The organism is Rhodococcus sp. F64268, from assembly GCF_023015605.1.
Classification (GTDB): domain Bacteria; phylum Actinomycetota; class Actinomycetes; order Mycobacteriales; family Mycobacteriaceae; genus Rhodococcus.
The window spans coordinates 1-13,234 of the sequence record NZ_JALKAI010000018.1 but is presented as its reverse complement, the minus strand read 5'-3'; the positions used below and the strand labels follow the sequence as shown (position 1 = coordinate 13,234).

12 protein-coding genes and 1 pseudogene are annotated in these 13,234 nt (G+C 65.0%); 7 read left to right on the top strand and 6 right to left on the bottom strand.

Annotated features, from left to right (window positions below; genetic code table 11):
* Nucleotides 1–70: 70 nt before the first annotated feature.
* The gene (locus MWU77_RS23940; RefSeq protein WP_247274969.1) at nt 71–1,066 is read right to left on the bottom strand and encodes an AraC family transcriptional regulator; all 996 of its coding nucleotides are present in this window, start codon (nt 1,064–1,066) and stop codon (nt 71–73) included.
* Here MWU77_RS23940 and MWU77_RS23935 point away from each other — a divergent pair.
* The 4 genes from MWU77_RS23935 (at nt 1,057) to MWU77_RS23920 (ending at nt 5,662) form a co-directional block, all read left to right on the top strand.
* Nucleotides 1,057–1,350, top strand: a complete 294-nt coding sequence (locus MWU77_RS23935; protein WP_247274968.1) for a hypothetical protein — start codon at nt 1,057–1,059, stop codon at nt 1,348–1,350. The genes MWU77_RS23940 and MWU77_RS23935 overlap by 10 nt on opposite strands.
* Before the next feature lie 780 nt (nt 1,351–2,130).
* Nucleotides 2,131–3,126 (top strand): hypothetical protein, encoded by a 996-nt coding sequence (locus MWU77_RS23930; protein ID WP_247274967.1) that lies wholly within the window; start codon nt 2,131–2,133, stop codon nt 3,124–3,126.
* A gap of 33 nt (nt 3,127–3,159) precedes the next feature.
* The gene (locus tag MWU77_RS23925; RefSeq protein WP_247274966.1) at nt 3,160–4,104 is read left to right on the top strand and encodes a hypothetical protein; all 945 of its coding nucleotides are present in this window, start codon (nt 3,160–3,162) and stop codon (nt 4,102–4,104) included.
* Between the two features lie 568 nt (nt 4,105–4,672).
* On the top strand, nt 4,673–5,662 hold the full coding sequence (locus MWU77_RS23920; protein ID WP_247274965.1) for a rod shape-determining protein: 990 nt from the start codon (nt 4,673–4,675) through the stop codon (nt 5,660–5,662).
* A 4-nt stretch (nt 5,663–5,666) separates the two neighbouring features.
* Here MWU77_RS23920 and MWU77_RS23915 read toward each other — a convergent pair whose 3' ends face one another.
* Both MWU77_RS23915 and MWU77_RS23910 read right to left on the bottom strand, forming a co-directional pair.
* A complete protein-coding gene (locus MWU77_RS23915; RefSeq protein ID WP_247274964.1) occupies nt 5,667–8,492 on the bottom strand; it encodes an FtsW/RodA/SpoVE family cell cycle protein in 2,826 nt (941 codons plus the stop codon).
* Nucleotides 8,479–9,594 (bottom strand): hypothetical protein, encoded by a 1,116-nt coding sequence (locus MWU77_RS23910; RefSeq protein WP_247274963.1) that lies wholly within the window; start codon nt 9,592–9,594, stop codon nt 8,479–8,481. Before MWU77_RS23910 ends, MWU77_RS23915 begins: the two co-directional genes overlap by 14 nt.
* A 406-nt stretch (nt 9,595–10,000) precedes the next feature.
* On the opposite strand from MWU77_RS23910, the gene MWU77_RS23905 reads away from it, so the two are divergent.
* The 3 genes from MWU77_RS23905 to MWU77_RS23895 all read left to right on the top strand — a co-directional run bounded on the left by MWU77_RS23905 (nt 10,001) and on the right by MWU77_RS23895 (nt 12,130).
* Complete coding sequence (locus MWU77_RS23905; protein WP_247274962.1) at nt 10,001–10,585, top strand: hypothetical protein; 585 nt, start codon at nt 10,001–10,003, stop codon at nt 10,583–10,585.
* 237 nt (nt 10,586–10,822) lie between these two features.
* Entirely contained in the window at nt 10,823–11,197 is a 375-nt protein-coding gene (locus MWU77_RS23900) for an SgcJ/EcaC family oxidoreductase (protein ID WP_308198869.1), read from the top strand.
* Between the two features lie 162 nt (nt 11,198–11,359).
* A complete protein-coding gene (locus tag MWU77_RS23895) occupies nt 11,360–12,130 on the top strand; it encodes a helix-turn-helix domain-containing protein (protein ID WP_247274960.1) in 771 nt (256 codons plus the stop codon).
* A 64-nt stretch (nt 12,131–12,194) separates the two neighbouring features.
* Here the strand turns inward: MWU77_RS23895 and MWU77_RS23890 are convergent, their stop codons facing one another.
* The 3 genes and pseudogenes from MWU77_RS23890 to MWU77_RS23880 all read right to left on the bottom strand — a co-directional run.
* Nucleotides 12,195–12,380, bottom strand: a complete 186-nt coding sequence (locus MWU77_RS23890; protein WP_247274959.1) for a hypothetical protein — start codon at nt 12,378–12,380, stop codon at nt 12,195–12,197.
* Nucleotides 12,381–12,418: 38 nt separating this feature from the next.
* Nucleotides 12,419–12,880, bottom strand: a complete 462-nt coding sequence (locus MWU77_RS23885; RefSeq protein WP_247274958.1) for a hypothetical protein — start codon at nt 12,878–12,880, stop codon at nt 12,419–12,421.
* 224 nt (nt 12,881–13,104) lie between these two features.
* Nucleotides 13,105–13,234, bottom strand: a pseudogene (locus tag MWU77_RS23880) (transposase); the annotation flags it as partial.

Here is a 13,234-nt window from a genome sequence, read left to right as displayed (position 1 = left end):
TATGGGGATCCCTCACCCTGATACGTCCGCGATCGGCAGTAACCATCTGCAATCGGCAGCAACGGGGTGTTCAGCCGTTACGCCGCCGAGCCAGCGTCTCCGACGGGTTCTCCCCGAATCGGCGGCGATAGGCGGCTGCGAAAACACCCATATTGATGTAACCCCATTCGTGGGCAGCCGACGACACCGACAACGCTCCCGCGCTCAATGCGCGGTGGACCCCGTGCAGCCGACGCTCGGTGAGATATGCGCGCGGCGACATTCCCACGTATTTGTTGAATGCGCCGTTCAGCGCGCGAACACTGACACCTGCCGCCAGCGCCGTCTCGGCGACGGTGGGCAGGTCCTTGACGTGCTCGTCCATGTATTGCACCGCTGCCCGCACATACCCGGGCGCCGCAACGGAGGAGGGCTCGGAGAGATCGATGCCTGCAGAGCGCGACCACTCGTCGAGTAGGTGAGCGGCGATCATCTCCTCGAGATTCCGGCCGACCCTCCCGGTGGCGACGGCCTGGGGCGCCGTCGACGCCGTTCGCGCTGCGTACTCGAGCAGCGCCAACCACGAACTGTTCTGCCCACCGATCGGACACCGGTGGCTCCACAACCGTTCGCCTGGGACGTGGCCCCACCACTGCAATGCCAGATCGGACAGGAGTCGGTGCGGAATCGTCAGGTTCAGCTGGAGATGGTCGGGTGCCGCGCCGAGCCGATAGTCCACCCTGCTGCAGTCCGCGACGAAGGTCCCGCCCACCGTCAACTCGGTCTCGTCGCGTGTTCCTGCAGCGTGGCGCGTCGATCCTTGCAGTGTCGTCAGCACGAGGACGTTTCCCGCGTCGGCGTCGAAATTCCGGAGATCGACCTCCACGCCGTAGCAGAACCGCGTCATCGTGATGGTGCTGATCTGCACAGAGAACATTGACGACGCGGGGATGATGTTCCGGCCGATCGGCTGCACGTCGAACCGCATGTACTTGTCGTCGGTCCACATACGGATCGCGTCCCAATCCGATTCGGGAGCCGTCAGGCGACGGCTACGCGGTGGTCTCGGGTCCGGCTGTGGCGACACTCGTCCACGGTAGGCGACGAGGCCGGTTCGATGCGCCTGACTCCCATGACCTCGAGCAGATCCAAGCGATCGTCCGCGATGTGCAGGACGGCTTCACCAACGACGCATCACTGATGAACACCCATCTCGCCGACGACGCGATCGTCGCCCGGAAGAACGCATGGTCGACGAAACAGGACGCCGACGACGGTGATCAGCCGGCGATGAACGCACTGTACGTCTTCGTGAAGCGGGACGGTCGCTGGCTCATCTGGAGGAGGCAGAACACCATCGTTTCGAGTTAAGGGTCCGAGCCGCCGTTCGGGGGGGAGCCTGCAAACATCGCTACATCACCGCGCAACCGCTCCCGGTAAGAGACTGGAGGATGTCCGGAGTTCCGTGGAACTTCGGCAGCGGTCTCGACAATCCCCGCCGCACTTCACTGCAATGCCATCTGAGGGTCATTCCACCGCTTCACATTACGGGAATGATCCCGCCACACGGGATCATCGGCTCGGCTCCACCGCCGAGTCCGCATGGTAGGCCTGCGTCATCGTCCTTCCCACACTGGCCCACAGCTGACCCATAACACCGCCCGAGCATGGGCGGACGCGAAATAGACTGCTGACCGGTGGTTCCCGATACATTCTCAGCCATACACACCGGCTGTGACCCGAGCGTATGGATGGAAATGTAGCGGGAACGCTGCGGGCGACGGACGAAGGCTCGATCCGGCCACCTTCAGGCTTGCGCGCATCGGCGTACCGCGCGAGTCCCGCCTTACGCTGACACTGCCCGCCAGAGAATTCGGGACGCGATCGGTGAGGGCAGCCGGCAGGAGCAACCCGCTTCCGTCGCCGGAAGTTGTCATCCTGTCCGTGCCTGTGGTCGCTACGCCTGAACGGGACTCTGCTATGGTCCCGAACGCACACATCTGGGCATTCTGTCGGGGGGACAGTAGTGACGTTGCACGTAGAGCCGCACCCGCTTGGCGCGTTGGCCGCATCGGCGAGTGGCGCGGCAAACGACTGCGAGATCGTCGAGTCCGGTGTCGCCAAAGGACTCACGGCCATGGACCGACCCGCGTGAACCCGAGCGTAACGTCCGTTACCGCATGGAGCCCGGACGCTTTGCGGGCGACCGCCGTCGCACTCGACGATCTCGTCGACAAACTCGACGACCGCATGAGGGGGCTGCTCGACGATCAGGACGTCCTCTCGGAGCAGTGGAAAGGCGACGCCGCGAACGCTGCCGCCCTCCGTGTCGTAAAAGAACATTCACTCGGCAGTTCCATCGCCGGCGCCCTCCTACAGATCGCCGACGCCTATCGCACAGGTGCTCCGATCATCGAAGGCACACAAATGCACGTCCTCACCCTGGTGAGAGCGGCCGAGCATCAATCGTTCACAGTGCACGACAACGGAATCGTCGACGCAGCAAACCATATCTCCCTCCTTCGCGCCCTACTACCATCCGGCGCGACCTACGACACTGCGTCCCTCCAACTCGAACGCCAGGCCGCCGAACTGAGTGTCGCGCTGGTCGACGCGCTGCAGCAGGCCGCGGCAGCTGCCGACGACGCGACCGCCCGTATCCACGCTGCCGTCGTAGTGCTGGAGGACGCTGCCGAAGCGGCGACGCCAGGAGAGGTCGTCAGATCCGAGAGCGGGGAGTTCTCCTGGGTTCCGGACGTGCCCGCCACGGTTGCCTCCTCCACGATCGGACTCATGTCCGATGCAACCAAAGAAGGCCTGAAAAGCGCAGCACTATCGACAGGTGACGACCTCGGACGCGGTATCGCCAGAGGACTCGGCCCGTACGCTGCGATGCTCGGAACAATACCGGCCATCAACAACGATATCGAGGGTGGGATGGACCCCACCAGAGCAGTAATCACGGAGGGTGTAGGTTCTGCCGTCGGTTTCGCGACGGGAACCTACGCGGGAACCAAACTTGGCGGACTCATCGGCACTGCCGTTGCGCCCGGTGCCGGAACGGCGGCAGGGCTACTCATCGGTGCCGCGGTTGGCGGCATCATCACCTGGGGTGTTTCCAAAGGATCTCAGGCTGTTTGGAACTAACACCGTCACGCCTCAAACCACCAGGAATCGACCTTGCACAACTCGAACCGCAAGACAGCGTCCGAACACGCTGCAGATGCCAAGTTGCCGTCCGGTTTTCAACCTTGGCCGCAAGCCTTCCGCCCCAGCCAGCTCGCCGCATCGGTAGCAGTAGCACTTGCCGCTGCACTCAGCGGCGCCACTGCCTGGAACGGGGCCCGCGGAGGCGAACCGCTCACCGCCCTCGGTTTTGCCGGATTGAGCCTGACCACCCTCCTGGTCAGTGTTGGCCTCCTGCAGGAATCCGGCTTTCGCCACATTGCGCTTCCCCGCCGCATCTCGCGCCACACCGATGGTGAACACGGTCCAGGCGTGACAGTACCGATGAGCAGATCCTCGATTCCGGCCATGATCACCATCCTCGTGGGGGTCACCGCCTATGGCCTCATTATTTGGATCGGGTGGCTGGCCGGTGTGAGCGACAGCCTCGTGCCGTTCGGTCGTGACACACGAGAGGTCGCGATTCTCTCTGCAACTGGCGCCGCCGTGACCGGCGTCGGCGCCTTACTATTGGCTTCGGTACGATTCACCACGGCCCTGCGCATCTACCCGAATGGCATCAGGCGGTACGCGCGGCGAAGAATTGTGTTTTCGATCCGTGAATCAGATCTGTTCCTCCATTGGGACGAAATCGCGCAAATCTCACCGGGAGAGTTAGGCGTACGCGTCGGATCCGCGCCCCACCCGGTCATCAATCTGACCACCACATCATCTGTACCGTCGGCTCTTAGAACTCAGCATGATGCCGATTACTCGATCGCGATCATGGCTCACACGTTGGTCTCGGAGCCGAACACACTCTTCGCTTTGTTGAAACGCCTTCACGAAAACCCACACGACCGAAACCTCATCAACGAGCCAAGCGCAGCCGAACTGCTGAGGCCCCCTCCCCTACGCGAACGCTTCCGCTCGGCACGCGCCCAGAAGGCAAAAGCGTAGTCGGTCTCGTTTACGCCGCCCCTACTGTTCCCGCTACATTCTCAGCCGTCCACGCCGGCTATTGCACTCTTCGAGATTCCGGCCGACTCTTCCGGTGGCGACGGCCTGGGGCGCCGTCGACGCCGTTCGCGCTGCGTACTCGAGCAGCGCCAACCACGGACTGTTCTGCCACCGATCGGGCACCGGTGGCTCCACAACCGTTCGCCGGAGACATGGCCCACCGCTGCAAAGCCAGATCGGACAGGAGTCGGTGCGGAATCGTCCGGTTCAACTGGAAGTGGTCGGGTGCCGCGCGGATGCGCCGCGTCGATATGCCCGAACACTGTTTGTTCATATTGCAGGGCAATATAATTCACGGCGGAGACGACGATGCTCCGCCCACCGGGCCGTGAGCGAAGGTCACGACCCGGTCACCTCCCGAACACTCGAAGGGACGCATGAATATCATTCCGGCAAACATCGCTCTGAGGCGAATCGACAGCGGTAGCTTTGATACACCATATTTCCCCAACGCCTCTGTACACATCATCTGAAACACCCCTGCTGGAACCGTCCCCGGAGGCCCGACGTGCGTGGATTCGGTATCGATCTCGGAACAGCCAACACCGTCGTCGGGATCCCCGACGAGGGCATAGTCCTGAACGAGCCGTCGCTGATGATGGTCCGAACGACGGAACGACGCCGAGCACTCGCAATCGGACGGGACGCGAGCGATCTCCTCGACCGCACGCCACCTGAGATCGCGCCGGTCCGTCCGATATGCGACGGGGTGATCGTGGATCTGGAGACCGCACGGACATACGTCACGGCCGTCCTCGCCAAGGTCGCCCCGCGCCACCGCTACGGCATTCGTCCGACGGCCGTCATCGCAGCCCCCGTGAGCGCCACGCCACTCGAGCGTCGCGCACTGCTAGAAGTCGGACATGAGGCCGGACTACGAAAGGTCGGGTTGATACCCGGACCGGTTGCGGGCGCCCTGGGCTGCGGGATCGACCCGCTTGAGCCGCGAGCGCACCTCGTCGTCGACATCGGCGGTGGCACTTCGGAAGTCACCGCCCTCTGCTACGGCGGCATCCTCTCCCACCGCAGTAGCCGCATCGCCGGAGACGACCTGACCAGCGCGATACTCCGGTACCTACGCGCGGAACACAAGATCGTCGTCGGCGAACTCACCGCCGAGCGCGCCAAGGTGGGCGCGCCCGACACCGCCGACGAACGGTCGCTCGTCGTGGAGGGCCGCGACGCCGCGACCGGGCGCGCGCGTCTCGTCACGTTGGAGACCGAAGAGGTCATGGACGCCATCCGGCCCACCACGACGAGCATTGTGCAGACGCTGTCGACCTGCCTGGACGACCTGCCGCCGCGCGCAATCAGCGACGTCATGTCCGAAGGGGTCCTGGCGATCGGCGGAGGGTCGATGCTGCGCGGCGTGCCGCAACTGCTCGAAGAGGCATTCGGCCTGCCGGTGAAGACGGCCGAGCGGCCGCTCACGTGCGTCGCCGAAGGCGCAACCGCGTGCATGGCGCAGCGCGAGGTGATCGCCGCGTACGCCGCCTGACCACTCAGGGGTTCGGTGCACGGATCTGCGCGAGGTAATGCTCGAGCAGACCCTTGACGACCGGACCGGACGTCGCCGACCCGAATCCGCCGCCGCGCACCAATGCCGTCACCACGACCTCCGGCGCGTCGGCAGGTACCACCGCCGAGAACCAGGCATTGAGGCCCTTGCCGGGCGCCGACGGATCCTCCGCCGTGCCGGTCTTGGCGGCGGCCGGCACCGGCAGACTCGCAAGTTGGCCGGCAGTACCGGCCGACGCCGACGCCCGCATCCCCGCTCGCACAGGTTCGAGCTCGTCCGCGAAGGACAACCGACGCGGTTCAGCGGTGGGAAGAGGCACAGTGCCCGCGGGTCCGTATGCCGCGGCAAGCTGAGGGGTCACCGTCGCACCCGAGGCGATGCCCGACGTCCAGCGCGCCACCTGCAGCGGCGTGGCGGTGACGGTGCCCTGACCGATTCCCATCAACAGCGTCGACCCCGGATACCAGGTTCCGCCGATACTCCCGACGTTCTCGGGTGTGCCGAGGAAACCTTCGGACTCGCTCGGCAGATCGATTCCCGAGCGTGAGCCCACCCCGAGTTCGGTGGCGGTAGTCGCGATGCGCTCCGGTCCGAGAAGGTCGGCGAGTTGGTAGAAGTACACGTTGTCCGACCACTGGATCGCCCCGAGCAGGCTGTTCGGCCCCATCGGCTGCCAGTTCGCGAACGTGTGACCGCCGTAGGTGTAGGCCGCGCCGCCGGCGAGGGCCGTATCCGGAGACAGCACACGGAACGCCGCGTTCGACGAAGCGGTCACGATCTTGAAGGTCGAGCCGGGAGGTACGGCCGTCTGGACGGCGTGATTGAGCATGCGGCCCGGCCCATCCCCGTCGGTCTGTGCCGCGAGCGCAACCGGATCGACCGGTGGGCCGTAGACGTTGTTGTCGTAACCGGGCACGCTGGCCAACGCCAGGACGGCCCCGGTGCGGGCGTCCATCACGACCGCCGCGCCGAGGTCGCCGCCGCTGCTGCGCGCGGCCTGGGCGAGCGCATCGGTGGCGGCCTGTTGCATGCCGAGATCGAGGTGAAGCCACAGGTCGTGGCCCCGAATCGGATCCACCCGCTCCCCTGTGCCGACGGGACGCCCGGACGGATCGACATACATGCACTGCCTGCCGTCGACGCCGCGCAACAACGCGTCGTACTGCCTCTCCAGCCCGGCCTTGCCGACTCGTGATCCGAGGGCGAGATTCGGCCAGGCCTGCATGTCCTGTTGGTCCGCGATCCCGACGTATCCGAGGACCGACGCCAGCACTTCCCCGTGCGGGTAGTGTCTGCGGCCCGTCGGGTAGACGAGCACCCAGGGCAGCTGGGCGTCCACGATGGCCCGGGCCTGCTCGGGTCCGACCCGTCCGAGCGTCACCTGCACCTCTCCGTCGCTGTCTCGGAGCTCCTCCCCCAGCTGTTCCGGGGTGATACCGAGCAGAGCCGCGAGTTCGTCACGCACCGCCGGGTCTGCCTCGTCGAACATCCGCGCGACCACCGCGACGATGTACTCGTCGGCATTGGCCGCGAGCGGAACACCGGCCCGATCGACGATGTGACCGCGCTCGGCGGGCAGGCGGATGCAGCGCAGCATCTGCGTGTCGCTGGTGGCGCGCAGTTCCGTGCCCTGGTCGCTCTGCAACTGCCACGCGAACACCGACATCGCAACCAGCGAGGCCGTCAACGTCAGCGCGCCCACCGGCACCACTCGCGGTAGTCGTCTCCGATGGGGTTCGGTCACCCACAGCGGTCGTGTCACACCGTCGCGGCGCACCGCGAGCACCAGGCCGATGGAGACGAACCCGATGATCGAGGCGGTGCCTCCGTAGCTGAACACCGGAATCGGCATGCCGGTGTGCGGCAGCAGCGACAGGCTTTGGGCGACGGACACCGCGGTGTGGATCCCGAACAGTCCGCCGACGCCGGCTGCGACGAGCGCCCCCTCCCGGGTCCGTGCGAGCCGGGCGGCGAGGACGCATCGCCACACGATGATCACGACGGCGACCACGACTGCTATGCCGGCAGCGAGACCCCACCCGTACACCAGGCTTGCGAAGGCCAGGTCGTGTTCCGATTCGGGCAGATACTGGGATCGCAGGTCGTAGTCCGGTTCCCGTCCGAGACCCCACCATCCTGCGCTGCCGATCGCGATGTCCGCCTGCCACGCTGCCCACCCCGACCCCTGCGGGTCGGCGTCATTGGACAGGAACACGTGGATACGTTCGAGCTGATACGGACGCAGGAACAGCACGGCCAGCGGTAGGGAGACGAGCCCGAGCGCGAACAGTGGGCCCAGGGTCCGCATCGGCACCCGCGCCAGGGTCAGCATGAGCAGCACGGTGGTCGCGAGCACCACGGCGGTCGACAGGTCGGGCTGCACCGCAACCAATACGATCGGCACCGCCGACACGGCCAAGACCTGGACGAACCTGCCGAACGTGTACCCGACGGCCAGGATCGAGGCGGGCACCAGAACGAGCGCGAGCTTGGCGATCTCGGAGGGCTGGAGGGTGAACACACCGAGGTTCAGCCAGCGCTGAGCGCCCTTCGTCGCGATCCCGATCAACGGCACCGCCGCGAGCAGCACCACCGCAGCGGCGAACGACGCCCACCCGAAACGACTCAGGGCAGCGATCCGCGTGCGCGAGGCCGCCCACATCGCGCCGAGCCCCACGGCGGCGAGCACGGCGTGGCGCACTGCGAGCGACGACATGCCCGTCGAGATCATGTTGAGCATGCCGAGGACAACCAGCGCGACGGCCGCCGTGACGAGCCATGGATCGGAAGGTCGCCTACCCGCCGTCACTGGGGCTCCCGGGCGAGCAGGTTGCGTTCTCGCTGGGAACGTACATCGGTTCGGACGCGGTCGCGGCGGGGACGGTGGTGACCGCGGCGACGGCAAGCGCCGACCCCGGCGGCAGGTCGACGCTGCCGATTCCGTATGCCTCCCGCGCGCCCGGTGGCACCGGAATCGTGACCTCCCCACCGGGCAGCGTCGCGCCCGTACATCGGTCGAAGACGGTCGGATTCCAGGTCACAGCACCGACGCTCGCTGCGGGGTCGAGTCCCACATCGACCCGCACGGTGCACGACCGTCCTGCCTCGCACGGGCCGTTCGCGAAGGTCGCGGCCACCTGCGTGATCGGGCCGGAAGAGCCCGGAAGACCGGTCTCGACGGGCCCGGGCCCGGTTTCCGGCTCGGCTGGCGGCGAGACCGGACTGATCCGATCGTCCATCGACGACTCCACCGGGTCGAGGAGTGTGTGCCAGGCCCGGCTCAGCTCCGACCACGCGGTGGGCGCCGCCCACACCATCCCGACGAGTATCAGGACGGCGAGCAACGCGAAAATGCCCCGGCGCTTCGACAGCCGCCTCCTCCTGCGATGCCACACCTTCCCCACGGGCCGACGCAGCCGGTTCGGGGCGCGCGACCGCCCCGTTTCCGGAATAGGAACATCCACCCGCTCTGTCGCAGCGCCCTCCCCGGGAGCGCGCCCCTTCAGCGCCGTGACGAGCACGGCGAGCTGCGACCGTTTCCTTCCGGTCTCGGCGTCGTCGAATTCGGTTGCGGCAGCGTAACGAACCCGTCTCGTCAAGCCGACGAGATCCGATGATTCCGAGATTGCCACGTCGACTCGGTCTGCAAGTGCCTCACTGCGGCAGTTCGTCACGATCCGGTGAAGCAGACGCGCCGCTACGTCGCGCACCTCGTCCCAGGACCCGGCATGGCCGGTGGACCGGATCGTGAGCTGCCCGGCGTCGGACACCATCACGTCGCCGTCTCGGAATCGGATCGGGGAACAGCCCCGGCCGTGCGCGAGTTCGAGTTGATCGACCACATCCGTGACGAGCAATGCTGCCTGCGCGGGGGTCAACGTCGCGATGGCAAGTAGCCTTCCGAGCGCCACGCCTCCCGCGTCGTCGTCGGTACATACAGGCGGTCCGGATCGAGCCTCATTTTTCTTGCAGTCCGTCGCATGAACTCCCAAGACAGCTTCGATCATCACGCATCCCGCAAATGCCGACCCTCCCGCATACCAGACCGGAGCGAGAGAGTATTTGACCTTGAACTACCTTTCCCCCTTGATGTTTCGTTCCACAATCTATTGTGTGCTATTTGCCCACGAGTTGACTCGGGTTTCAGCGAAACCCTTGCCGGGCAGCGAGGTCGAGGCTGTCACCGAGCCCACCCCGCTTGCCGGAGGTAGAGCCGCACAAGTCGAACTTCGTCGGAGACTCGGGCCTCGTCGAGCGCAGGAAGGTTGCTCCGAACGACGACCTGAGTCATTGGGCAATCGTTACTACTCTCGGTACATGGTGGATACGAAGCAAACCAAGACAATCGGCGAGCACTACGTCGCCGCGGAGCTTGCGCGCCGCGGATGGGCCCCGGCGCTCACACGCGATGGACTCGAGCGTACGGACATCCTCGCAGTGAAGGTCGACGGCGCCCCTCGACGCATGATCGAGGTTCAGGTGAAGGCCGCTCGCGGTCCCCGATTCGAGCGCATCAACTGGCCGCTTGGCCTCAAGTCGCAGACACCGGCAATTCAGGACGGCGAGTATTTCGTCCTCGTCGCCATCCCGACTGCTGTCGACGAAGCTCCACGTTGCTTCGTTGTTCCACGTGACCATCTCGCTGCCGCGGCATGGATCGCCCACGAAGACTGGCGCACGGACCCGGTCGCCAAACCCGGGACTCGAAATGCTGGCGTTGACCGCTCGCGCGTCTCACTGCAAGTATTCGAGCGCTATGAGGGTTGCTGGTCCCTCCTCGACGCGGACCAGTCCGCAGCTCCCGTCCTACTCCCCGGCGCATTTCGCTCGCTCGCGGCCGATCCCCGTGTGGGGCTGCCGCCGGAGCATCCTTGGAAGCACGCCCTGCCCGAATGGTCATGAACCTGCCGCCAGCCCGAGCATGTCGGTGACACGCACTCGGACGCCCTTGCCGACCTACCGCCGCGGTACCTCAGCCATTCGTACCTTTCGCCCGCGAAGCAGCGTCCAGGCCAACAGTTGAGACGCCGCACATCGCACCCTTTATCCAGGGCTCCGACCCTTGACCTCGAGTTCACTCGAGGTCCTATCGTCGCCCACATGACATCAGCCACTCCAGATCCCCACGACCTCGAGTAGATCCAGGCGATCATCCGCGACGTGCAGGACGGCTTCAACAACAACGACGCCTCATTGATGAACGCCCGTCTCGCCGACGACGCGATCGTCGTGAATGCACGAGGTGCCGTCCTCTCCGGACGCGCAGCGATCCGGAAGGCTTCCGAGGAGGCGCTCGCCGCCGGTTACCTGAACGATTCGATGGCCTACTACGAACTGAGCGACGTCGCCAGCCTCTCCCCCGACGTCGTCACCGCCCGGAAGAACGCATGGTCGACGAATCAGGACGCCGACGACGGTAATCCGCCCGAGATGAACGCCCTGTATATCTTCGTGAAGCGGGACGGTCGCTGGCTCATCTGGAGACGGCAGAACACGATCATCTCTCTCCCGTAATCATCTGCACCCAAGCAATTTTCGTCCAGGTCTTGCATTCGCTGTACGAACGGTGCCAAGATTCCAAGATCGCCGACAATCCGAGCGGCGTCACAAGCGAAGAAGGCCCGCCAGGAGTTGCCGCTCCCGACGGGCCGGTTGTCCGACTGACTGGAGTCGAACGTGGCCAAGAATACCTTGGCTGGTGGGGTGCGCCGTGGACCGCGCCTGGCCAGCAATTTCACCATTCTCAGTAACGCCGTCCTCAACGACGACCGCCTCTCCTTCCGTGCGCGCGGCGTCCTGATCTGGCTCCTGTCGAAACCGGACGACTGGCGCACCCGGTCAGACTCGATCGCCGCGCAGTCGCCGAAGGAAGGCCGCGACGCCATCCGTTCCGCGTTGCGCGAGCTCGCCGAACTCGGCTACCTCGTGCGCGAGAAATTTCAGAACGAGCTCGGCCAGTGGTGCACAGTTCAGACCGTCTACGAAGAGCCTGTCATCACCCCGGGGCCTGAAAAACCGACCGGCGGCGACGCGGACGACGGAGACCCAGGCGCTCTTACAAGTACTGATATACCAAGGACTGAAACCAACCGCCCGTCACGGGCTTTGAACGTCCCACTCAGCCCCGACATCGCTGGCCTGGCGGCGGCGTGTCGGCATGCAGGATTGACGGCTACGTTCGCATATCTCAAACCCGAAGCGGCTGCGGCGATCGACGAGTTGATCGAGATGCATGGGGTGTCGAAGTTGGTTGCAGCGGCAAAATCGGTGCATCGTCCGGGAAATCCCCTGAGGTTCGCACAGGCGTGGATACCGCTCTGGCAGGGGTTGGCGGTGCCGCAGATGGTGCCGGACAAGTGTGGGAGGTGCGACGAGTACGGGTGGTTGCCGGACGACGAACACGGGCGGGCCGTGAGGTGCAGTTGCCGCGCACCTGTCGCCGCGTGAGCCGTTCGGGATCAGCGCAACGGAAGTGTGCGCTACCTGTAGGAGTCAACACCGAGCTCACCGATCAGAATCCACTCGGCGCACCAGGAGCACCGGGGATCACGGTATCTGGAACCTGCCACTCCCAACTGATGTCCTTGCCGAGCATATCCAGGTAGATGCTCTGAATACCGGCGGGGACGTCGAACGCATACGTACCGCGGTAGACCGAGGCAGGAGCGAACGGTTCAACAAACGCATCATCATTCATCTCGTCACAATTGAGGGCTGCGGTGCTGACCAGACTCGTTAGCACGACCCCGTCGACGTCAACACCCCTCCAGTTACGGCCCTCAGACTCCGGTCGGCCATTTGCTTCACGCTGCGGTTGCCAGCGCCTGTAACGGCCTCGACGTAGTCCGCCGAGGTTTCCGCTTCAACGTCGACGAAAAGATACTGGCCATTCGGGGTAATCTGCCAGAAACCAGTACATTCCGGGTTCATCCGCGGGTTACTCAGAGTGAAAGTGAAGGCAGGATCGCCGCTGACATTGTCATTCAAACCAGCAGGCTCGCCGAAGGCCTTCTCGATGCGTCCTGCGGCATTCCGAGGCGGTCCTTCAGCTGTCGACTCTGCTGGAGCGCTGCTGCCATGATCCGCGAACGCGTCTGTATCACCCCCGGCGCTGCAACCTGCAAGCAGTAAGACGGATGCCAATACCCCCGCTAAACGAGTATTCACCTGTACGACCTCCTGCGCCGACAAAGCCACGCCAAACCACCTACTACCTGAGTGTGACAGGCTTCGGAGCACTGGAATCACGAATTTGCCGCCGACAGGCGCTACTGACTTCCCGACATCAACGACATCGCCCCGAGCGGGAACGACTGGTGCGTAGCCCTGGGTCCGCCATCATCTGCTCAGAGGCCGATAGTGCCCCGTGGAGTGGTGGACTTCGGATCGGCTCGCGGTACGCGCGATGATCAACGAGTCTTTCGGCGGGTGACCTGCCACTCGTCGTGTTGCTCGATCACCACCGCGGTCGCCAACCGCAGAAACGCAGCCGGATTCGGGAAGATCTCCACCACATCGGCTCGACGCTTGATCTCCTTGTTCAACCGCTCA